Raw genomic sequence first — 23108 nt, 5'->3', positions numbered from 1 at the left:
TGTATACGCCCATTTGTCATATTATGGTTTTTCGGGCTATGTGATACGCCCCTACATATAGCAGCAATAAACGACTTGTATCCTCAAGGAAACTTAGGGAACTTTTTGAAATCGGGTTTACGTTTTTCTAAGAAAGCATGTTTACCCTCTTGAGCTTCGTCAGTCAGATAATAAAGAAGTGTTGCGTTTCCTGCAAGCTCCTGTATACCTGCTTGACCATCCAATTCGGCATTCAATCCCATTTTTATCATACGCAGAGCCATCGGGCTGTGTTGCATCATTTCGTGTGCCCATTTTACAGTTTCGTCCTCTAATTGATCGAAAGGAACAACAGTATTTACAAGTCCCATTTCCAAAGCCTCTTTGGCAGAGTATTGGCGGCAAAGGAACCATATTTCACGAGCTTTCTTTTGTCCTACAATGCGAGCCAGGTAAGAAGACCCGAATCCAGCATCGAAGCTGCCTACTTTAGGTCCTGTTTGTCCGAAAATAGCATTCTCGGAAGCAATTGATATGTCACAAATAACCTGTAAAACATGTCCGCCACCGATAGCAAAACCGTTTACCATAGCGATAACTGGTTTAGGCATCGAACGGATTTGTTTCTGTACTTCAAGCACCTGTAAGCGAGGAACACCGTCTTTGCCGATGTAGCCGCCTTTGCCCTTTACGTTTTGGTCTCCACCTGCACAAAATGCTTTATCTCCTGCTCCGGTAAGGACTACAACATAAATTTCCTGATTTTCGTGACAAATACGTAAGGCGTCACTTATCTCCATTGTGGTAGTGGGGGTAAATGCATTGCGATAGCGTGGGCGGTTGATAGTAATTCGACCTATTCCTTCAAAATAATCAAATAGAATATCTTCGTATTCTTTGATGGTTTCCCATTGTCTTGCTGTTGACATATATTTTTGTTTTTAGTTTTATGATGCTTTTTATTAGTAAGGGCAGGGTTCAGCTCTGCCCGTTAATTGAGGATGAACCAAAGGTTCACTCCCCTACAACGTACCGAAAGGTTTAAGACCTTGTTTTCAATTTATGATAATATTCTTGAAAAGTTTTCTTGCTAATTTCCATATTTGTAGATATTTCAAGTAAAACTGACTGATCGGTATCTGGCGCTGTGAATGTCCTAAGATTCTCTTTTATAGTATCTTGATTTTCTGCTGATAAATATTTTAATCCTGCGGCTAAAGCCCAGTCTTTTGCTTGTGTAGTATGCTCTGCCGACACATATTCTTTTAAAGAAGGAGCTTTATTCAACCCCGGAAGCAGGTGAAAAATACCTCCTCCTCCATTATTAATCAAAAGTATCCGCAGATTTTGGATATGCTGTATATTCCACAAAGCATTCAGTCCGTAAAAGAAACTAAGATCACCTATGATTAAATAAACAGGCTCTTTGTGAACGGACGCAAATCCCACTACAGAGGGTAGGGTACTTTCTATACCATTTATACCTCGGTTGCAATATACTTTGATTGATTTATCTAATTGAAACAACTGCACATTTCGTACCGTAGAACTATTAGCAAGGTGAAGAACCGAATTTTTAGGTAATACTTTTAGAAAATCTCCCGTAGCCGATATATCCGAAAAAGGCATATCCTCTCTTGGTTCGGGTATAAGTTTAGAAGCCTTTTTCCATAAACTGAAAAAAGGCTTTTCTTTCTCGTTTGTTACTTGCGCTGATAATTTAGAAAAGAAATCAATAGCCTCTGTTTCCACTAAATCAGTCAATGATTGAAACAAGTCTACCACTTCTCCCGACTCGGTTAGATGCCAGTGATTTTTCGGTTTATGCTGTCTGATAAAGTGCTTCAATCGTTTTGAAACAATATGCCCGCCGAGTGTAATAACCAGATCAGGTGAGAAATTCCCTTTCTCTTCTTCGGATATCGTATATAGTAAGGCATCGAAATTATCAATAAACGAAGGAGAAACACAATTTGATAGGTTTTCGACAAAGACTGAACAATCGGTCTTCTCTGCTAAACTTTCAAGTAATTTAGTTAACTCAGGAGTTTGAAACTGTTGACCTACAATGATTAAGCGTTTAGATAGTTTATTCCACTTTTCGATAAAAGGATTTATATCAACTGATTTTCGAGGTCGTACATACTCTATTTTCCTTACTTCGGGGAGACTCTCTTCCGAGTAATCAAAAAGAGGTTCGTACAATGGTATATTTATATGCACAGGACCCGAAGCATCGGCTGTGCAAGCTATCAAGGCTTCATTGATTAGACGATTGCAAAACCATTCGTCTGTTTCGCTATTAATCTCCGGTAGATTGACTGATTTTTTAGATAACGAACCGAATACCCCTGCTTGAGGCAAAGTCTGTCCGTCCATCTGTCCGATCCATTCCGGAGAACGGTCGGCAGAAACCACTATCAAAGGTAATTGTTGATAATACGCCTCACTTACTGCCGGAGCATAGTTTAGTAATGCGGATCCCGATGTACAACAAATAGCAACCGGTTGTTGTAAAGCCTGAATTATTCCCAGAGCATAAAAGGCAGCATTTCGTTCGTCCACAATCGTATGACACTCAAAAAACGCATCTTGCGAAAAAGTCTGCATCAAAGGGGCATTGCGTGATCCGGGCGAAAGTACAATTTGTTTTACTCCATAAGCTTTGAGTAAAGCCACTGTTTGTAATACATTTTTCTTTACTGAGAACATATGTTGTGCTATTCGTTTATTATTGACAATATGGTTTGCAGCTTATACTCGGTTTCTTTCCATTCCGATATCAGCTCCGATGAGGGGAGTATTCCACCTCCCGCAAATAATCTCAAGTTTTGTTTGAATATCTGCATACATCTCAAATTTACAAATAAATCTGTTTTGTTATCCACATCCAGATACCCTAAAAATCCTGAATAGTATTTTCGGTCATACCCTTCGTTTTCGATAATGAAATCAAATGCCTCTTTTTTAGGGAAGCCACAAACCGCAGGGCTTGGATGAAGCAAGTTTAACAAATTTCCTATTTTAGAAGAGTCGTCTATCTGAAAAGTAAATTCGCTTTTGAGATGAGCTAAATTTCCCGACCGAATGGTCTTAGGCTCGCTATAAGTCGATTCTATGCCGGCTTTTAGCAATTGTTCCTGCATATATTCAATAACAATTTGCTGCTCGAGACGGTTTTTATTATCCCAGATTACCTCATCATCCTTAGATGTTTTCTTTGTACCTGCTAATGCATCGGTTTTCCAGTTTCCATTCTGCCCCGAAACAAGCACTTCGGGAGAGCATCCAAGCCAAGCTCCCGATTGGGCGTTATTACACAGAAAGATGAAATTATCAGGGTATTTTTCACAAGCTCTTTCGAAAGACAATCCTGCTGAAAAATTCTCGTCTCGCACAATTTCGAATGTACGTGAAAGTACCAACTTCTTCAAAGACTCTTCAATCAGGATATCATGAAACTTGGCGTATCCTTTTTGATAATGATCAAACCTTGTAGCTTTTGATTCTTCAAAGAAAACTGCAGGCTGTTTATTCACATTATTTGTAAAGGACGATTTGTATAAATAATTGAATATACTCTCTTCTCCTGTCAGTACAATATCTGGCTGAATTAATACTATTGGTGCTGTCTTTGATATTTGAAAAGGAGCGATAACAAACCCTTTTTTATTATTCAAATCCGAAAGACTTAAAAAAGTTTCCGATTGATCCGTAGTCTGCAATACTAAACGTACATCATGTTCGCCCGGTAAGCGGTATAGGACAAAACTAATATTCTTATTGATCAGTAAATCAAAAAAACTATATTTGAGGTGTTCTCTAAATTTCATGATTAAAAATTCAAACTATCTTTTGGATCGAGTTGATCCGTAAAAATATGCTAAATTAGAGTTTATTCTACTGATAATTGAATTTTTTGTCTTAAAAGTTAGATCAAAAGATCAGTGTATAAGGAAAGGCGAATAGGGATTCTTTGGTGAACCAGACGTATTGGTTACCTTTGATTTTAGTAAGTATGTTATAGGGTCTAATCTAATGAAAGAAAAACGGAAGCAAATAATACTACCATTTATTCTTGTATCGACCGGTTTTTTGGTGATATATTGTTCATCTTATTGGCTTGTTTTTATTCAACTGAAACTTTTTGATTTTCATGATGAAATTTTCGGGTTGTTTATTCCAATGGCAATTTCGGCATTTCTAACTTGGTTCTATTTCCGCAAAAAACTTCGTCTACTTGATATGGCAGCCAAATTTAAAGAAATCACTCTTTTTATATCTTTTGTTTTATTGATGCTGCCGGTTTTAACCTTTCTTTTTTACCTTGACGAGGAAACTGGAGAATTAACTTGTTTAAAAAACGTAGATGAAATTTTGAATAATAAACCGACAATGTATTATTCAATCGAAATGTCATCACAGCACAAAGAGAAAAGCCGCTTGTTTGTTGGAAGAGGTTACCCTGGTAGAGGAAACGAAGTAGGAATTGGATGTTATTATATTTGTCCCTTAACAAATGAAGGTGATAATATTCACAACAATAATATTTGGATCGGAACTATGTTTGAGGAAAAATTTAGTAACAGATTATTGGATGACAAGGAGAAACAAGAGAAACTAATTTCTCAATTTTTAGACTCATCGGCGGTGCTTTACAGTAAGTATGAATACAAAACTTCATTTTTAAAGCGATTATCAAATTCGGATGTAAGAGATGATTATATGAAGGCAATTCAACAAACTAATCTTTTGCATGATGATGGTAATCTCATAATTCTAATAGAGCAAGAAGGTGATTATGAATCAAGAGCAGGAGCAAGTTTGTGGTGGACGGTTTTCTTTATAATATCTTCCAATGTAGTTTGGGTACTTTTGACAATATTTGTGAAACTAAAAGAAACTAAAAGAAATACCTTGCCTAAAAAATAGGAAGGAGTTTATTCTATTGAAAACGGTATTTTTTTTCTTAATAAATTTTCTTAAAGTCAAATGGACAGCTGTCAGAAGAATGAATGCTAGTATATATAAACAAAAAAGACTTACATTTTACTGTAAGTCTTTCTTTGTTTGGAGGTGGTCCCACCTGGGCTTGAACCAGGGACCCCCTGATTATGAGTCAGATGCTCTAACCAACTGAGCTATAGGACCTGATTGAGACGTAGTCTCGAAATCGGATGCAATATTACTGCTTTTTGTTTATATATGCAAGTCTTGATGGAAAAAAGCGTCACCAAAAATTAAGTAAAAAAGAAAACCTGCATGGTATATGCAGGTTTTCAGTATAATAAGACTAATCGGTGATTAGTTATTTTCTGGTCTTAATTTTCTAACAACAGCACCAGTGCGCCACATTTCGCTTTCACGAAGAGCTTCAAGTTCTTTTTCAAGACCTTCACGGTAATCTGGTTTCGAGTTTGTGTCGATAGAGCGTTGAGCTTCATTTCCACATGCTACTTCAGCATATAATTTTGCAAATACAGGTTTAGTTGCATCGTGAAACGGTCCCATCCAGTCTAAAGCACCACGTTGAGCAGTAGTAGAACAGTTAGCATACATCCAATCCATACCCTTCTCTGCGAAAAGAGGCATCAAAGATTGTGTAAGCTCTTCTACAGTCTCGTTGAACGCTTCCGAAGGACTATGTCCATTCTCACGTAGAACTTCGTACTGAGCTAAAAGAATGCCTTGAATAGCACCCATTAACGTGCCACGTTCTCCTGTAAGGTCAGAATATACTTCACGTTTGAAATCTGTTTCGAATAAGTATCCAGAACCTACACCAATACCAAGAGCAATTACTCGTTCTTTAGCACGTCCTGTAGCATCTTGGAAGATAGCGTAGCTAGAATTCAATCCACGTCCTTCTAAGAACATACGACGAAGACTTGTTCCCGAACCTTTAGGAGCAACAAGAATTACATCAACATCTGCTGGAGGTATGATATTTGTACGTTCTTTGTATGTAATACCAAATCCGTGAGAGAAATATAGAGCTTTGCCAGCTGTCAAATATGGTTTAAGACGAGGCCATACTTCTATTTGAGCTGCATCTGATAAAAGATATTGGATGATAGTTCCTTTTTCAGCTGCTTCTTCGATATCGAAAAGAGTTTCACCTGGTACCCAACCATCAGCGATAGCTTTTTCCCAAGTTTTGCCACCTTTGCGTTGACCGATGATTACGTTGAAACCATTGTCACGAAGGTTTAGTGCTTGACCTGGACCTTGAACTCCGTAGCCAATAACTGCAATTGTTTCGTTTTTTAATACTTCTCTTGCTTTTTCCAAAGGAAATTCTTCACGAGTAGCAACTTGCTCTACTACTCCTCCAAAATTCATTTCTGCCATTTTCTTTTTTTGTTATATATGTAAATAGTATTATTAAATAATCTGATAAATAGAGGTTTATAACCTCATTTCCATGTAACCCTTGCCAAGCAAATGGTTTTATCATTGTGCTTCATCTCTAAAACCGATTTATCTTGATCGGTTTCTTTCTTTAGGATATCAAGAGCTGTCCCATATTGTCCTTCTGCAATATAATTAATCTCAAAAGTCTGAATTTCTTTTTCCTGAAACATCTCTATGGGAAATACATCTACGAAATGTTCGATGTACTTCATACTATTTAGATGTTTGTTGATGTCAATATCGCTGTATTTTACTGTAAACGATGTTGCCAATTCAGCATCTTTTAATAGAGGTATTTTAGTTGCATTGGGTATAGGACATACTTTGTCTAACTTAAAATCAGCCATCCTTTCCAAATCGAGAATGTTAGTTGGACGTCGAGTTTCAAGATCAATAGATGCCCACATCGATCGGGCGTAGCCTATATAATTGCCATTTTGATCTTCGAAAGCAAAACTTCTTTCAGAGAATAGTTTATTAATATCAGATACCCATGTGTGTAATTTTATAGATGTGTCATTACTTGGATATTCAGATATTTTAATAGTCATACGCATTAATACCCATGCGCGTTGTTGGCTAGTCATAAATGAATAACCGAAATTACGCTCTTCTGCATGGCGTGTTGCTGCTTGAAGCATAAATCCGCCGAGCATTGGTAATGTTGCCTTCCCTCTAAAATCTGATAGGTAGGCATCAATTGTGTATGGATATATCCCTTCTTTTGATGACATAAGCTTATTTAAATTGATGACTTATGAATTCTTCTTTTCGCGTTCTTGCAGCATATCACTCAATCGTTCAATTTTAGATTTTGTGATAGCAACTCGTCCCGAACGGATAAATTGAAGAACACCTATCATTTCGCTCAATTCTTCAAATAAAGCTTGGGTTTCAGCATAATGTCCTGTCTTTTGAATAACAACACAATTCTCGTTGATCTCCAAAATCTGAGCATGAAATCTGCGTATTAGAGCCTCTGCTGATCCTATTTTTATAAAATCGGGTGTAGAAAGTTTATACAAAGCAATTTCTTGGTGTATAAGTTCTTCGTCTGTATTGAAATATGATTTCAGAACGTCTACACGTTTATCTATTTGTTTTACAACTTTCACGATAGATTCTCTATCTGAATATACTGTAATTGTAAATTTATGAATCCCTTTTATTGCCGATGGAGATACCGAAAGTGTCTCAATATTTAGTTGACGGCGGGTAAATACACTAGTCACTTGACTTAGCAGACCTACTGTGTTTTCCGAGAATATTGTAACGGTATATAATGTTTTATCTTCCATAATTTCAAACTAATTAAAATTTACTTCCACATACCAGTTTATAAGTAATTTAGAATCTTTATTTTTTGCAATAAAGAACTGCAAAGTCATAGTATTTATATAAGCAATCGACTTCTTTAAACCCTGAATCTCTTAACCATTTTATCTGCGTTGAGACAGGAGTTCTTTTATCTAGCTTTATTCTCTCATAAGATGCCGCTATTTCATCCTTACTTAAATCGCTGGCTTCTACTTTTTGTCGCCACTTCTGATCATATAAACGACTGAAATAGTCACTTTCACCTGCAATCTGTTCCGCATTGATAAATATACCGTTTGGTTTCAAAAGAGTGAAAATAGTATTGTATAATTCAACTTTTGCTTTATCCTCCAGATGATGTATAGCCAATGAGGAGATTACAGCATCGTATTGTTTTTCGTCCTTAAAAGTAGTAAAATCTGATTGGATTATACTTATATTTTTATTTGACAAAAATCTTTTACGAGCAATATCCAGCATCTTCTCAGATATATCGACGAGAGTGATCTTTGCATCAGGAAACTTTTGTAGAACAAATTCAGAAAACAATCCGGTGCCGGCTCCTAAATCCAAAATGTGTGGTGAAAGTATCGATAAATTGAGATTATCAATGGCTACTCCATAAAAATCGGAAAAGCATGGGATCAGAGAAGGTCTCTGTCTGTCATAAAGCTGGGCAATGGAATTGAATTGTGATTCTACAGTCATTCTATTATTCGTTTCCTAATAATATGTTTGTCACACAAGTTCCTGAAGGAATCATAGGGTAAACCATTCCTTTTGCTTCTACCTGTACATCTAAAAGGTAAGAACCTTTATGATTTATCATTTCGGCAATAGCATCATCTAATTCCTCACGTTTGTCTACAATTTTTGATTTAATATTATAGGCATTAGCAATCATACAGAAGTTAGGATTCTTCATTGTGGTTTCGGAATATCTTTCGCTAAAGAATAATTCCTGCCATTGTCGCACCATGCCAAGGAAATGGTTGTTCAAGATGATAATCTTTACATCCACGTCATATTGCATAATTGTACCCAGTTCCTGTATAGTCATTTGGATACCTCCATCACCTGCAAATAAACATACTGTACGGTTAGGAGCTCCCATCTTGGCTCCAATGGCTGCGGGTAAACCAAACCCCATAGTACCAAGACCTCCTGATGTTACAACACTGCGTGATTGTTTGTACTTAAAGTAACGAACAGCCATCATTTGGTGTTGACCTACATCTGTTACCAATACGGCATCGTTGTTAGTAGCTTCTGATACTTTATGGATTACTTCACCCATCTTCAAACTACCCGAAGTAGGGAATAGTTCTTCTTGGATAACTACATTATATTCTCTGTCTGAGCAAGGTTTAAATTCAGCTAACCATTCAGTATGAGTTGTGGTGTCCATCAATTTGGTCACTTCAGCAAGAGTGTCTTTTACATCACCCAATACGCGAACTGTTGTTTTTACATTCTTGTCTATCTCAGCAGGATCTATATCGAAATGAATTACTTTTGCTTGCTTAGCATATGTTTTCAGATCACCCGTTACACGGTCGTCAAAACGCATACCGATAGCTATAAGTACATCACATTCGTTTGTCTTTAGATTAGGACCAATATTTCCGTGCATACCCAACATTCCCACATTAAGAGGATGATCTGTTGGAATAGCTGATAAGCCTAATACCGTAAAAGCTGTAGGAATACCCGATTTTTCTAGAAAAGCTTTAAGCTCTTCTTCAGCAGTTCCAAGTAACACACCTTGTCCAACTAAAGCCAATGGTTTTTTCGCTTTGCTGATAAGTTCGGTAGCGGCTTTTATCTCTTCAGGATTTACTTCTGGTTTAGGAATATAGCTTCTGATGAAAGTAGCCTTTTTGTACTCATATTCTATTTTTCCGAATTGAGCGTCTTTAGTGATATCCAACAATACGGGACCCGGACGACCTGATGATGCAATATAAAAAGCTCGTGCTACGGCAGAAGGTATGTCTTCTGCACATCTTACCTGATGAGCCCATTTGGTCACAGGTTGAGAAATACCTACAACATCGGCTTCCTGAAAAGCATCGCTACCCAGTAGGGTAGAAGCTACCTGTCCGGCAATAACCACCATAGGTGTGCTATCCATCATTGCATCAGTTATACCTGTTATGGCATTTGTAGCACCTGGTCCTGAGGTAACAAATGCTACTCCAACTTTTCCCGATGTACGTGCATAACCTTGTGCTGCATGTGTTGCTCCTTGCTCGTGACGAACTAATATATGGTTTACTTTGTCTTTATAATCGTATATAGCATCAAATACGGGCATAATAGCTCCTCCGGGATATCCGAAGATAGTGTCTACGCCTTCATTTATCAATGACCGTATAAGAGCTTCACTTCCTGTTATTTTTTCACTCATGATTAATAAATGCTTATGAAACTTTAATTAAGTACTTTGTTTGAATATTATTAGCTTTCATTTCAGCTAAATGCTTGGCGAGGTTATCGAATGTTTCGATTTTGTTATCCCTTATTCTGAGGGTTCCGCTCGCTATTTTATTGAGGAGTAATTCTCCTTGCTGCATCAACTCTACTATTTGTTGTGGCGATCCATATTTATGAAAAGCTCCCAAAGCTACTTCGTGTACAGAAATACAGGTTGTAAATGCAGGTAAAGGAGACTGCTCGACTCGATCCTGAATAGCTACCAGATATCCATAATATCCGAGTAGTGATGCCATTCCTGTTGCATGCTCTCCACTTACAGTATCGATTATGGCATCAAATGAATTTCCATTCAAATGATTCTTTATAGTTTCTTTCCAGTTATTGTCTTTATAATCTATAGCTTGTATAACACCCATTTTGAGGAATTCAGTCTGGTGTTTTTTACTAGCCGTAACATAGACCCGTGCATTGGCTTCGAGTAATAATTGAGTGAGGAAATATCCCACTGATCCACCTGCACCGCTTACTAAAACTTTTTTACCTGCTATATTGGGTATCTTTTGGAGAGCTTGCCAAGCCGTAAGTGATGGACAGGGAAAAGATGCTGCTGCCGTATCACTCAATTTGTCGGGAACATGCATAAGTGCATGCCCTGAAACAATTGTGTGTGTACTGAAACTGCCGTCTTTCGAAAGATCGGTATGATAACATACTCTGCTGCCTATACGCAAATGAGTCATATTTCGTCCAACTTTGAGAATAACCCCCATTCCGTCAACACCGGGAACTGAATCGGACTTCCATGCAGGATGTCCCCGTTCGATTAATTTCCAGTCGACAGGATTTAGTCCTATTACATTATTTTGAATAAGGACTTCGTTATCCCCAATTTCTCTTATTTCCTTTTCTTTGAGAATAAGATCAGTTGGTTCACCTTTCTTTTGCCAACACCAAGATTTAGCTTTTATCTCCATCTTTCGGATGTTTTAATCTATCAATCTAACCGCACCTAAATCAGCCGAACTTACCATACTTGCGTATGCTTTTAAGGCTTTAGATATGTTTCTTACACGGTTGGGTTTGAATGCTTCATTACCCTTGGCAAGTTCTTCTTGACGGCGTTTTTCTAATTCGGCATCTGATACTTTTACATTGATAGATCGGTTGGGGATATCTATTTCTATAATATCACCGTCTTTTATCAGACCAATTGCTCCGCCTGCTGCAGCTTCGGGTGATACGTGACCTATCGAAAGTCCTGAAGTTCCTCCTGAAAAACGACCGTCGGTAATCAAGGCACATTCTTTTCCTAAATGTTTTGATTTTATATACGAGGTAGGGTAGAGCATCTCCTGCATACCGGGACCTCCTTTCGGACCTTCGTATTTGATGACAACTACATCCCCAGCCTTTACTTTATCTCTTAAAATACCATCACAAGCATCATCCTGAGAATGGAATACTTTTGCTGTACCCGAAAATTTGAAAATGCTTTCGTCAACACCTGCAGTCTTAACAACACAGCCGTCAATAGCAATATTTCCTTTCAGGATAGCTAAGCCACCATCTTTAGTATATGCATGCTCGTAATCACGGATACATCCGTTTGCTCTGTCACTATCAACGTCTTTATACATGTTGGTTTGTGACCCCATTACTAAATTGGGTTTATTTCCCGGAGCCGATTTGTAAAGCTCAAGAGCTTCAGCCGAAGGATTTGCAGAAGTTATATCGTATTTGTCGATTGCTTGTTGAAGAGTAAGGCCATCTACACGAGGTAGAGAAGTATCTATTAAACCTGCTTTTGCCAATTCTCCCATAATACCTAATATACCACCTGCTCGGTTTACGTCCTGTATGTGGTATTTATCGGTATTGGGGGCTACTTTACAAAGACATGGCGTCTTTCTCGAAAGTTGGTCTATATCGGTCATTGTGAAGTCTACTTCAGCTTCGTGAGCTATTGCCAGTAAGTGAAGTATCGTATTGGTAGAACCTCCCATGGCTATATCCAATGTCATTGAATTAAGGAAGGCTTGTTTTGTAGCTATTGTACGAGGAAGTACAGTATCATCACCATCTCGATAATATTTGTAAGTGCTTGCAACAATCATTTTAGCTGCATCCTGAAACAGTTTCAATCTGTTTGCATGAGTAGCAAGGATAGTTCCGTTTCCGGGTAATGCCAAACCTATAGCTTCGTTTAAACAGTTCATCGAGTTGGCAGTAAACATTCCTGAGCATGATCCGCAAGTTGGACAAGCAGCACGTTCGATAGCTGATACCTCTTTATCCGAAACATTGCTGTCTGCGGCTTTTATCATGGCATCTATCAAGTCGAGATGTTTGTTGTCTAACTCTCCGGCTTCCATTGGACCTCCCGATACAAATATTGTCGGGATATTCAATCGCATGGCTGCCATAAGCATTCCGGGAGTGATTTTGTCGCAGTTACTTATACATACCATTGCATCAGCTTTGTGAGCATTTACCATGTATTCGATACTGTCTGCAATCAAATCACGAGAGGGTAGCGAGTAAAGCATACCGTCATGTCCCATTGCAATACCATCGTCAATGGCTATTGTATTGAATTCGGCTGCAAAACAACCCAATGCTTCGATTTCTGCTTTTACTTGCTGACCTATATTATGTAGATGCATATGCCCAGGTACGAACTGAGTAAACGAGTTCACCACCGCAATGATTGGTTTGCCCAACTGTTCCTCTTTCATACCGTTTGCTCTCCAAAGAGCTCTGGCTCCTGCCATTCTTCTGCCTTGTGTGCTGGTAGAACTTCTTAATTCTATTGCCATCTTGATAGTTTTTTGATAAAAAAAACCTTTCTCAGTGATGAGAAAGGTTTATATCTAGTGATTACATTTAGCTATTTTAGTACACGATTATCGTTATACATACCTTCCTCATTTACTCTGTCCGACGAGCAGAATATCAAGAATGAGGACATGTAAAATACAATTTGACATAAATAATGATACTGTGTATTTCACAAAGATATAAATGTTTTTTTATTTACAAGCCTTTTGCCCGTATATTTTATTCAGAGCTTTTAAAAATACGAATTTCTATTTACTCCAAAGTCTTACACCTAAACGAAGCACGGGAGAAAAATCAATATTAGAAATATTGTATTTAGTACCCTCAAAGCCTAAACTATGATCTTTTCGACAATAGATATGCACGGCAGGTTGTATATAAAAATAGCGTCCGATAAAGAATTGATAGCCTACGCCTCCTCCAAGATCAATACTATGAATATCCTTTTCTATTTTTGTGCTTTTCTGTTGTATGCTGAATGTGTGAAATTCGGCAAATCCATAAAGTTCAAGATTCTTCCAGACGTTATATCCTAAGAAAATTCCCGGTGATGTTTTGTAAAAACGTTTGAACTCGGAAGAGGTGTTATTTATGCCAGCAGTTTCTGCATTGTAACTTCCGCCGTTTATAACACTAGCCCTCACTCTGAACTTATCGTATCGATAGCTTATAGCAAAATGATAACCACCTGTTAAGAACATAGGAACGAGGCTTTCTACTTCAAAAGCTTGTTTTACTTCATAGCTTCGAGGCTTTGTGCTTGATTGTTGGTCTTGAGAAAAGAGAGTTGTAGTTAGTGCGAAAAATAGGAGTAGAAATAACCAATTAGTTTTCATTTTATTTGACGTTTACAGTTATTATTTGGTGTAAAGGTCAGAATAGAATAGTACTCAATTGATCCACATTTGTTACCAAATTAATCTTTGTTGAAAATTTCACTACGAATTCTGCTCAATGACTTAGGAGCTATGCCTAAATAATTGGCAATATGGTATTGAGGTATTCGTTGAAATATTTCAGGATGATTTTTTAGTAACTTCAGGTATCGCTCTTTTGCTGAGAGTGTTTGTAAATCGATATTATGCTCTACCATTTTTAGAAAGAAACGTTCGGTAACTACACGTCCCAATCTTTCTAATGAGGGGATTTTATTGTAAAGTGCTATTAGTTCATTATTCTTTAGAATATATAGTTTAGATTTTTCTATTGCTTTTATATTTATGAGGGAGGGACAATTGTTTAATCGACTGTAGTTATCGGTTACCCAATCTCCTTCAAAACCAAAATCGGTAGTCATTTGATCTCCGTTTTCAAGATCTTTATAATAAATAAGAGTTCCACTACTTATGAAAGCAATAGAATCTGAGACTTCTCCTTCTCTTAGTAAGTGGTCATCCTTATCTATTACTTTGCTTTCGAGTGCATTTAATATTAGTTCCCATTGATTGTCTTCCAGCGAGATAATTGAACTAATATGTTCTTGTATGTTGATTGCTTTCTCCAAAGTATGAACTTGTTTCTCTTTATGCTGAGATATATTTATAGCGAATGTAATTAAAATAAAAGCGACTACTTATAAAGTAGTCGCTTTTGTAGAAGTATATCTTAAGGTATTTAAGTCTTATGATCTTAATCCTTGAATTTAGCAGTGATAAATTCGCGATTCAAACGAGCGATATTGCTGATTGAAATGTTTTTAGGACATTCAACTTCACAAGCACCAGTATTGGTACAGTTACCGAAGCCTAATTCATCCATTTTTGCAACCATCGATTTTGCACGTTTCGCAGCCTCTACACGTCCTTGAGGTAATAAAGCAAGTTGACTTACTTTTGCCGAAAGGAATAGCATTGCCGATCCGTTTTTACAAGCAGCCACACAAGCTCCACAACCGATACATGATGCTGAGTCCATAGCCTCGTCTGCAGCTTCTTTCGAAATTGGAATTGCATTAGCATCTTGTGCTCCACCTGCATTTATTGAAGTGTATCCACCTGCTTGAATAATTTTATCGAAAGCTGTACGGTCTACCATCAAGTCACGGATAACAGGAAATCCTGCTGAACGCCAAGGCTCGATTGTAATAGTTTCGCCATCTTTAAATTTACGCATGTGTAATTGACATGTGGTGATATCTTCGTCTGGTCCGTGAGGGTGTCCGTTAATATACAAGCTACACATACCGCAGATACCTTCGCGACAATCGTGGTCAAATACGATTGGCTCTTGTCCTTGATTGATAAGTATTTCGTTTTGAATGTCTAACATTTCAAGAAAAGAAGTGTCTACCGATATTCCGTCCAATTTGTATGATTCAAAAGCTCCTCTTTCTTTAGGACCTCTTTGACGCCAAACCTTTAATGTTATATTTATTGTCTTATCCATTTTTGTTACTCTTTTACTAATTGGGTTATGCTTTATAGTTACGTTGTTGTCTAACTACAAATTCGTAGTCAAGAGGTTCTTTAATTAATTCAGGTTCTTGATCTTCACCTGTAAACTTCCAACAAGAAACGTAAGCGTATTCATCATCACGACGAAGAGCTTCACCTTCTGGTGTTTGATACTCTTCACGGAAGTGTCCACCACACGATTCGTTTCTGTTCAATCCGTCAATTGCCATTAAATAGCCAATTTCAAGGAAGTCAGCTACACGAAGTGCTTTTTCAAGTTCAACATTTAACGTACTAGCTTCACCCGGTATGCGTACATTGCTCCAGAATTCTTTTTTCACTTTCTTGATATCCTCAATAGCTTTTTCCAAAGATTCTTTAGTACGTCCCATTCCTACAAAATCCCACATAATAAGCCCAAGCTCCTTATGTATAGAATCTACAGAACGATTTCCTTTGATACTCATAAGCTTAGCGATCTTTTTATTTACATCGTCTTCTGCTTGTTGGAATTCAGGAAGTTCAGTGCTGAAACGAGGTACAGTAATTTGGTCCGACAAATAGTTCTGAATAGTATATGGTAATACGAAATATCCATCAGCAAGACCTTGCATAAGAGCCGATGCTCCAAGGCGGTTAGCTCCGTGATCCGAGAAGTTAGCTTCTCCGATGAAGAAACATCCAGGAATTGAAGTCATCAATTCATAATCAACCCAAACACCACCCATAGTATAGTGAATAGCAGGATAAATCATCATAGGTGTTTCGTATGGATTGTCATCCACAATCTTGTCATACATTTGGAAAAGGTTACCATATTTAGCTTCTACAGTATCTTTACCTAAACGCTTGATAGCGTCAGAGAAGTCAAGATATACGGCTAAACCAGTACCACCTACACCGAAACCTGCATCACATCTTTCTTTAGCAGCACGAGATGCAACGTCACGAGGTACAAGGTTACCAAACGCAGGATAACGTCTTTCCAAGTAGTAGTCACGATCCTCTTCTTTCAATTGAGTAGGTTTAAGTTTACCTGCTCTGATAGCTTCAGCATCTTCCTTTTTCTTAGGTACCCAGATGCGTCCGTCATTACGAAGAGATTCTGACATCAAAGTTAATTTTGATTGGAATTCTCCGTGAACAGGAATACAAGTTGGGTGAATCTGTGCGAAACAAGGATTAGCAAAATAAGCTCCTTTTTTGTAACATTGGATAGCAGCCGAACCATTAGAACCCATTGCATTTGTAGAAAGGAAGAATGCGTTTCCGTATCCACCTGTTCCTACAACTACTGCGTGAGCCGAGAAACGTTCGATCTTACCAGTAACTAAGTTACGTGCGATAATACCACGAGCTTTGCCATCAATGATAACAAGATCAAGCATTTCGTAACGTGTATATAGTTTAACAGAACCTTTTTGTACTTGACGGCTCAATGAAGAGTATGCACCAAGTAAAAGTTGTTGTCCTGTTTGTCCTTTTGCGTAAAAAGTACGTGATACCTGAGATCCTCCGAATGAGCGGTTATCTAACAGACCTCCGTATTCGCGAGCAAAAGGTACACCTTGAGCTACACATTGGTCGATGATGTTATTCGACACTTCAGCCATACGATATACGTTTGCTTCACGTGCACGATAGTCACCACCTTTGATTGTATCGTAGAATAAACGGTAAACAGAGTCACCGTCATTTTGATAATTTTTAGCCCCATTAATACCACCTTGAGCAGCAATAGAGTGTGCACGACGTGGAGAATCCTGAATACAGAAGTTAAGGACATTGAATCCCATTTCTCCAAGAGATGCAGCAGCCGAACCTCCTGCTAAACCTGTACCTACAACAATAACATCAAGACGACGTTTGTTCGCAGGATTTACAAGCTTTTGATGGTCTTTATAGTTTTTCCATTTGTCAGCCAAAGGCCCATCAGGAATTTTAGAATCTTTTTTTGGATCTAATATAGTAGCCATATCTGTTTTTTTCTTTTAGCGGTTAATTAAATACAAGAAGAACAAAGGAAATGCTTCGCTAGGAAGAAAATCGGTACTATAGCAAAGCCTACACAAATGATAGTTGCTACTGCATATCCGATAACTTTGAAACGAGGTAACCATATTCTGTTATTGATACCTACTGACTGGAACATACTCCAGAAACCGTGTGCAAGGTGAAACCAAAGTGCTGTGATACCTATAAGATAAAGAAGCACATGCACAGGATTACTGAATAAATCAATTGCGATTACCGATCCGTGTGGTTCAGCACCTTCTAAATGGAAAAGTTCAGAGAACTGCATTTTGTACCAGAAATCGTAAAGGTGCAATACAAGGAAAGCAACAATTACTAGTCCTAATACCAGCATGTTTTTAGATGACCATTCTACAGGAGAAAGGTTAGATGATGCGTACACGTCGCTACCACGTGCTTTTCTGTTCTGCAATGTTAATACCACAGCATACAAAATATGTACGATAAACAATGCAGCTAAACCCATAGAAGCTACAATCGCATACCAGTTTGTTCCAAGAAAGTCACAAATCATGTCATAAGCTTCGACCGAAAAGATCAAAACTAAGTTCATGCTCATGTGGAATAGTAGGAACAAAATCAACGCACAGCCGGACAAAGCCATGATGAATTTGCGGCCAATAGAAGAATTAAGTAACCAACTCATAAGATTTAATAGTTTTTTAGTTATTTAATGGTTATTGATTAGACTCTTATAAATAAAAGTAATAGTGCATCTTTTTTATCAATGATTCGTAGTGCAAAAATAGAGTAAATAACCTAGTAAAGAAAGTAAAATGAGACTTTTTTGTCTGTTTTTGCATTGTTGCATAGGTTAATTATATTTCCTTTAGTTTATCTATTCTAGATTTGTATACTAATTATTTATAGTGAAAATGTTTTGAAGGCTCTTTGCATTAAAGAATCAGAGGTGAAAATGAAGTGTGAATTTTCAGGAAAGGATTGATCTGTGATTTTTTTTATAAGTGTAGATGAAAAATAGATAAGATCACTAAATGTCAAGTTCGGCTTATAGCAAAGTGTGAATATTATTCATCTTGTAAGTTTGGAGTATTTATTCTTTATGAGAAGTGTTCTTTAGTGTTGGAATTTTTTACGTTATTGAACGCTTTTTCTCGTTTTATTCATAACGATATGAATTGTTTTCCACATTAATGAATCACAGTATTTTAAGAATGGAGCTAAAATGCAGGTAACAGTTAAGTTCAGAATTAGAGCTAACAAAAATATTAGATACCATTTTAGTGAATGTTGCATGCCTATTATGACTACTCCAAGAGTGAGGCTTCCTCCTATGCCTTGAGCAAAATAAAAGAATAATGAGTTTCTACCGGGGTAGATAAATATGTTCTTTGGACTTATTTTTACTTTTCTTCTTAAAAAAATGATGGTAGATAAACCTACAGCAGATATGAGCAAATAAATTATATGAGGAGGGAATTTATATATTTGGATAAGTTTGGATTGATTTGCAATAAAGAACCAGAAAAATAGGCAGAACAATACAATGAGGATAGTGCCTGAAAATACTTGTTTACTTATATTGATATCTTTAAGCCTAAAGCCTAATAAGAATATGAATAAGTAAAAATTAATGATTGATATATAGATACTGTCAAGTATATAACCTTGAAAGCTTGAATATAGTATTCCTAAAAATAGGATGGATAGAATAATGTCTATTCTTAGTTTAGTAGAGGCGAAATGAATAATAATGGAGCCAATAACTGCAATTATAAAATAAGCTTTGATATACCATAATGAATAATTCACAGAGTGAAATGGTGGCATTGTTTTGTAGTCATGCGATATGTTATCAAAGAATAGTCCCCACGATACATCTTGTGTGTATATCGATGAAATTATAAATACAATAGAGATAAAAAGCATGAAGCTTAGTTGTAGCTTAAATAATCTGATGATTGTTTTCTTTATATTTCCGGAGGATGTAAGTCCACTGCAAAGGAAGAAGATAGGAACATCGGCCAGTAAAACAAAGTTTTTTAGGAAGACTGGAAATTCTCCACCTGAATGGTAGATGGTGTGAATGATTACAATGTTTATAATTGTGATGCCTTTTATAACATCTATGAAGTAGTCCCTCTGCATTATTTCTTTTACTCAAATTTACGTCAAAGATAAAAGAATATAAACAAAAAAAAGATCAAACAATAACTGTTTGATCTTTTTCTATATCGTAGAATATATTTATTTCACTTTATTTACGATAGCTGTGAATGCTTCTGGATGATTAAGAGCAAGGTCAGCTAGAACTTTGCGGTTAATCTCAATTCCTGCTTTGTGAAGAGCACCCATTAAACGAGAGTAAGACATTCCTTCTGCACGTGCAGCTGCATTGATACGTTGTATCCAAAGTGCACGGAAGTTACGTTTTTTAGCACGACGGTCGCGGAATGCATATGTTAGACCTTTTTCCCAAGTGTTCTTGGCAACTGTCCAAACATTTTTGCGGGCACCGTAGTAACCTCTTGTTAGTTTTAATACTTTTTTTCTGCGGTTGCGCGAGGCAACATGATTGACTGATCTTGGCATAATTGTAAGATGTTTTGAATGTTAGCGGTTCTCCTTTATTAATAAGAACTCTTTTGATGCGTACATTCGGTTAATAAACCTAATTGAAAATTTGCTTTAAAAAACTTCGAAATTATTTCAATCTAAGCATTTGCTTAACATTGTTCTCGTCAGACTTGTGGACAGTAGCTGAGTGAGTTAGATTTCTTTTTTGTTTTTTAGTTTTCTTAGTCAGGATGTGACTTTTGAAAGCATGTTTTCTTTTGATTTTTCCTGATCCGGTAAGGCTGAACCTTTTTTTGGCACCGGAATTAGTCTTCATTTTTGGCATCTTATTAAACTTAATTTAATTATTTAAAATAGCACCATTACTGGTGTTTTCCTCTATTCATTTTTGAGCTTACTCTGCTGCGGGCGTATCTTGAGTCTGAGTTTCTCCCTCAGATTCAGTTGTCGCTTTTTCCTCAGTCTTTGGTTTCGCTTCTTTCACTTTGTGTGGCTTATCTTCTACTGGTTTTGGTTTTGGTTGTACTTTTTTAGGAGATAGCATAATGATCATTTTTTTACCTTCTAATTGAGGTAGTTGATCTACTTTTGCGAAGTCTTCTAATTCTGTAGCAAAGCGTAGTAGTAAAACTTCACCTTGTTCTTTAAATAAGATCGAACGACCTTTGAAGAACACATATGCTTTTACTTTACAACCTTCTTCCAAGAAAGATTTGGCATGTTTTAATTTAAAGTTGAAATCATGATCATCAGTTTGAGGACCAAAACGAATCTCTTTTACTACAACTTTAACTGTTTTAGCTTTTTGCTCTTTCAGTTTTTTCTTTTGTTGGTATAGAAATTTCTGATAATCAGTGATGCGACAAACAGGAGGATCTGCACTAGGAGAGATTTCGACTAAGTCTAAGCCTTTTTCGTCGGCTATTTTCAAAGCTTCATGTGTTGAGTAAACTCCTTGCTCAATGTTTTCTCCAACCAGACGAACTTGGGGCACACGAATTTTTTCATTAATTCTGTGAAGTTCTTCTTTTTTGTTGTTATTTATTCTGTTGTTCCTCATTAAAAAAGATTATTTCCTTTCTGTTTTATTTTTTCTTTTATGCTGTTGATTATCCGTTTATTTATAATGGACAGTGAATCAATGATTCCACGCATTCATCATTTTTTCAACTTCTTCAGTAATTTGATCGGCAAAGGTAGTAAATTTCATCGAACCTTTATCACCTTCACCCTGTTTTCTTACGGAAACTTCTTCACTCTCTGCTTCTTTCTCTCCTACAACGAGTAAATATGGGATTCGTTTCAATTCGTTATCACGAATTTTTCTGCCTATTTTTTCGTTTCTGTCATCCACTTGAGAGCGAATGTCTTTGTTTTTTAAGAATGCAGATACCTTATGTGCATAGTCGTTGAATTTTTCGCTGATTGGCAAAATTACGACTTGGTCGGGTGTGAGCCAAAGAGGGAATTTTCCGGCAGTATGTTCTATTAGTACAGCAATGAAGCGTTCCATAGAGCCAAACGGTGCACGGTGAATCATTACAGGGCAATGTTTTTGATTGTCTGCTCCGTTATATTCTAGACCAAAACGTTCGGGTAGATTATAGTCTACCTGAATTGTTCCAAGTTGCCAGCGTCTTCCAATAGCATCCTTCACCATAAAATCAAGCTTTGGTCCATAGAATGCAGCTTCTCCTAATTCAACTTTAGCAGGTAGCCCTTTTTCGTCACAAGCTTCTATGATTGCACGTTCTGCTTTTTCCCAGTTTTCGTCAGTTCCAATGTACTTTTCTCTATTATTTGGATCTCTTAATGAGATTTGTGCTTCGAAGTTCTCAAAATCAAGAGCTTTGAAAATAATAAAGATAATATCTACGACTTTCAAAAATTCAGCTTTAAGCTGATCCGGTGTACAGAAAATATGCGCATCATCTTGAGTAAATCCTCTAACACGAGTCAGACCATGAAGTTCTCCACTTTGCTCGTAACGATATACTGTGCCAAATTCAGCTAGGCGAAGAGGCAGGTCTTTGTATGAGCGTGGTACTATTTTATATATCTCACAGTGGTGAGGACAGTTCATTGGTTTAAGAAGAAACTCTTCTCCCTCTTCAGGTGTGTGAATAGGTTGGAAAGAATCTTTGCCATATTTGGCATAATGGCCAGATGTTACATATAATTGCTTGCTTCCAATATGCGGAGTCATAACCTGTTGATAGTCGAATTTCTTTTGTATTTGCTTCAAAAAATCTTCTAAACGTAGGCGCAATTGTGTTCCACGAGGTAACCAAAGAGGTAATCCCTTTCCTACATTTTCAGAAAATGCAAATAGTTCTAGTTCTTTTCCTATCTTTCTGTGGTCACGTTTTTTTGCCTCCTCTAATAATACTAGATATTCGTCTAGCATTTTTTGTTTAGGGAAGGTAATTCCATATAAACGAGTCAATTGTTTTCTTTTTTCGTCACCACGCCAATAAGCCCCTGCTGCACTTAGTATCTTTACAGCTCTGATGTAAGAAGTATTGGGTAAGTGAGGTCCACGGCACAAATCGGTGAAAGATCCTTGTGTATATGTTGTTATGGTTCCATCAGCCAAATCGTTGATAAGTTCCACTTTATATCCTTCATTACGATCTCCGAATAATTTTAGGGCATCGTCTTTTGATATGCTTTTGCGAACTATTTCTTCTTTTTGGGCGATAAGATCCTTCATTTTCTTTTCGATAGCAGCAAATTCTGCATCTTTTACAGGGGTATCACCAAAATCTATATCATAATAGAAGCCATTTTCAATGGCAGGACCAATTCCGAATTTAGCATGAGGATACAATTCCTGTACAGCTTCGGCCATTAAGTGTGCTGATGAGTGCCAAAATGCATGCTTTCCTTCTGTATCATCCCATTTTAACAGACTTACCGTAGAATCTTCTTCTATTGGACGGGTTAGATCCCATGTTTGTCCATTGACACTAGATGCTAATACATCTTGAGCCAATCTTGAGCTAATACTCTCTGCAATTTGCATTGAAGTTGTTCCTTTGGGGAATTCCCTCACAGAACCATCAGGAAATGTAATTTTAATCATTTGTATACTATTTTTATTTATCTCCCTACAAGCGAAGATAATGTTTTATGATTTTGATCTGCAAAATTAAG

The 23108-nt window shown here is 37.1% G+C and carries 21 protein-coding genes and 1 tRNA gene; 1 reads left to right on the top strand and 21 read right to left on the bottom strand.

Annotated elements, in window-relative coordinates:
• Window positions 1–83: 83 nt before the first annotated feature.
• From menB to HGC4_RS02225, 3 genes are all read right to left on the bottom strand, one after another.
• Window positions 84–908: a 1,4-dihydroxy-2-naphthoyl-CoA synthase gene (menB, locus tag HGC4_RS02235; protein ID WP_050708487.1), complete on the bottom strand. Its 825-nt coding sequence runs from the start codon at window positions 906–908 to the stop codon at window positions 84–86.
• A gap of 112 nt (window positions 909–1020) precedes the next feature.
• On the bottom strand, window positions 1021–2691 hold the full coding sequence (menD, locus tag HGC4_RS02230) for a 2-succinyl-5-enolpyruvyl-6-hydroxy-3-cyclohexene-1-carboxylic-acid synthase (protein ID WP_050708486.1): 1671 nt from the start codon (window positions 2689–2691) through the stop codon (window positions 1021–1023).
• A gap of 8 nt (window positions 2692–2699) precedes the next feature.
• Window positions 2700–3812 carry an isochorismate synthase gene (locus tag HGC4_RS02225; RefSeq protein WP_050708485.1) on the bottom strand — a complete coding sequence of 371 codons (1113 nt, stop codon included), beginning with the start codon at window positions 3810–3812 and terminating at the stop codon, window positions 2700–2702.
• 205 nt (window positions 3813–4017) lie between these two features.
• On the opposite strand from HGC4_RS02225, the gene HGC4_RS02220 reads away from it, so the two are divergent.
• Window positions 4018–4911 carry a hypothetical protein gene (locus HGC4_RS02220; RefSeq protein WP_050708484.1) on the top strand — a complete coding sequence of 298 codons (894 nt, stop codon included), beginning with the start codon at window positions 4018–4020 and terminating at the stop codon, window positions 4909–4911.
• Window positions 4912–5056: 145 nt separating this feature from the next.
• On the opposite strand, the gene HGC4_RS02215 is transcribed toward HGC4_RS02220, so the two are convergent.
• The 18 genes from HGC4_RS02215 to thrS form a co-directional block, all read right to left on the bottom strand.
• Window positions 5057–5130, bottom strand: a tRNA-Ile gene (locus HGC4_RS02215).
• Between the two features lie 153 nt (window positions 5131–5283).
• Entirely contained in the window at window positions 5284–6330 is a 1047-nt protein-coding gene (gene ilvC, locus HGC4_RS02210) for a ketol-acid reductoisomerase (RefSeq protein ID WP_050708483.1), read from the bottom strand.
• A gap of 65 nt (window positions 6331–6395) precedes the next feature.
• The gene (locus tag HGC4_RS02205) at window positions 6396–7127 is read right to left on the bottom strand and encodes an acyl-[acyl-carrier-protein] thioesterase (protein ID WP_050708482.1); all 732 of its coding nucleotides are present in this window, start codon (window positions 7125–7127) and stop codon (window positions 6396–6398) included.
• 21 nt (window positions 7128–7148) lie between these two features.
• The gene (gene ilvN, locus HGC4_RS02200; protein ID WP_050708481.1) at window positions 7149–7691 is read right to left on the bottom strand and encodes an acetolactate synthase small subunit; all 543 of its coding nucleotides are present in this window, start codon (window positions 7689–7691) and stop codon (window positions 7149–7151) included.
• A 58-nt stretch (window positions 7692–7749) separates the two neighbouring features.
• Window positions 7750–8418, bottom strand: coding sequence for a class I SAM-dependent methyltransferase (locus tag HGC4_RS02195; RefSeq protein ID WP_050708480.1), 669 nt, complete (start codon window positions 8416–8418; stop codon window positions 7750–7752).
• 4 nt (window positions 8419–8422) lie between these two features.
• A complete protein-coding gene (ilvB, locus tag HGC4_RS02190; RefSeq protein ID WP_185099940.1) occupies window positions 8423–10123 on the bottom strand; it encodes a biosynthetic-type acetolactate synthase large subunit in 1701 nt (566 codons plus the stop codon).
• 10 nt (window positions 10124–10133) lie between these two features.
• Window positions 10134–11123, bottom strand: a complete 990-nt coding sequence (locus HGC4_RS02185) for a zinc-binding dehydrogenase (protein ID WP_050708478.1) — start codon at window positions 11121–11123, stop codon at window positions 10134–10136.
• Between the two features lie 12 nt (window positions 11124–11135).
• On the bottom strand, window positions 11136–12965 hold the full coding sequence (ilvD, locus tag HGC4_RS02180; protein ID WP_050708477.1) for a dihydroxy-acid dehydratase: 1830 nt from the start codon (window positions 12963–12965) through the stop codon (window positions 11136–11138).
• Between the two features lie 270 nt (window positions 12966–13235).
• Window positions 13236–13823, bottom strand: a complete 588-nt coding sequence (locus HGC4_RS02175; RefSeq protein ID WP_050708476.1) for a porin family protein — start codon at window positions 13821–13823, stop codon at window positions 13236–13238.
• Between the two features lie 80 nt (window positions 13824–13903).
• Entirely contained in the window at window positions 13904–14491 is a 588-nt protein-coding gene (locus HGC4_RS02170; protein WP_050708475.1) for a Crp/Fnr family transcriptional regulator, read from the bottom strand.
• A 125-nt stretch (window positions 14492–14616) separates the two neighbouring features.
• Window positions 14617–15372, bottom strand: coding sequence for a succinate dehydrogenase/fumarate reductase iron-sulfur subunit (locus HGC4_RS02165; RefSeq protein WP_050708474.1), 756 nt, complete (start codon window positions 15370–15372; stop codon window positions 14617–14619).
• A gap of 25 nt (window positions 15373–15397) precedes the next feature.
• Window positions 15398–17356: a fumarate reductase/succinate dehydrogenase flavoprotein subunit gene (locus tag HGC4_RS02160; RefSeq protein ID WP_050708473.1), complete on the bottom strand. Its 1959-nt coding sequence runs from the start codon at window positions 17354–17356 to the stop codon at window positions 15398–15400.
• Between the two features lie 26 nt (window positions 17357–17382).
• Complete coding sequence (locus HGC4_RS02155) at window positions 17383–18060, bottom strand: fumarate reductase (protein ID WP_050708472.1); 678 nt, start codon at window positions 18058–18060, stop codon at window positions 17383–17385.
• Between the two features lie 452 nt (window positions 18061–18512).
• Window positions 18513–19523, bottom strand: a complete 1011-nt coding sequence (locus tag HGC4_RS02150) for an acyltransferase family protein (RefSeq protein WP_050708471.1) — start codon at window positions 19521–19523, stop codon at window positions 18513–18515.
• 99 nt (window positions 19524–19622) lie between these two features.
• Window positions 19623–19967 carry a 50S ribosomal protein L20 gene (gene rplT, locus HGC4_RS02145; RefSeq protein WP_050708470.1) on the bottom strand — a complete coding sequence of 115 codons (345 nt, stop codon included), beginning with the start codon at window positions 19965–19967 and terminating at the stop codon, window positions 19623–19625.
• 112 nt (window positions 19968–20079) lie between these two features.
• Complete coding sequence (rpmI, locus tag HGC4_RS02140) at window positions 20080–20277, bottom strand: 50S ribosomal protein L35 (RefSeq protein WP_050708469.1); 198 nt, start codon at window positions 20275–20277, stop codon at window positions 20080–20082.
• A 69-nt stretch (window positions 20278–20346) separates the two neighbouring features.
• Window positions 20347–21012: a translation initiation factor IF-3 gene (gene infC, locus HGC4_RS02135; RefSeq protein ID WP_050708468.1), complete on the bottom strand. Its 666-nt coding sequence runs from the start codon at window positions 21010–21012 to the stop codon at window positions 20347–20349.
• Between the two features lie 78 nt (window positions 21013–21090).
• The gene (gene thrS, locus HGC4_RS02130) at window positions 21091–23037 is read right to left on the bottom strand and encodes a threonine--tRNA ligase (protein WP_050708467.1); all 1947 of its coding nucleotides are present in this window, start codon (window positions 23035–23037) and stop codon (window positions 21091–21093) included.
• Window positions 23038–23108: the final 71 nt, after the last annotated feature.

This window comes from Dysgonomonas sp. HGC4 (assembly GCF_001261715.1).
GTDB lineage: Bacteria > Bacteroidota > Bacteroidia > Bacteroidales > Dysgonomonadaceae > Dysgonomonas_A.
The sequence above is the reverse complement of the archived record's forward strand: the minus strand, read 5'-3'. Positions and strand labels throughout refer to the sequence as shown.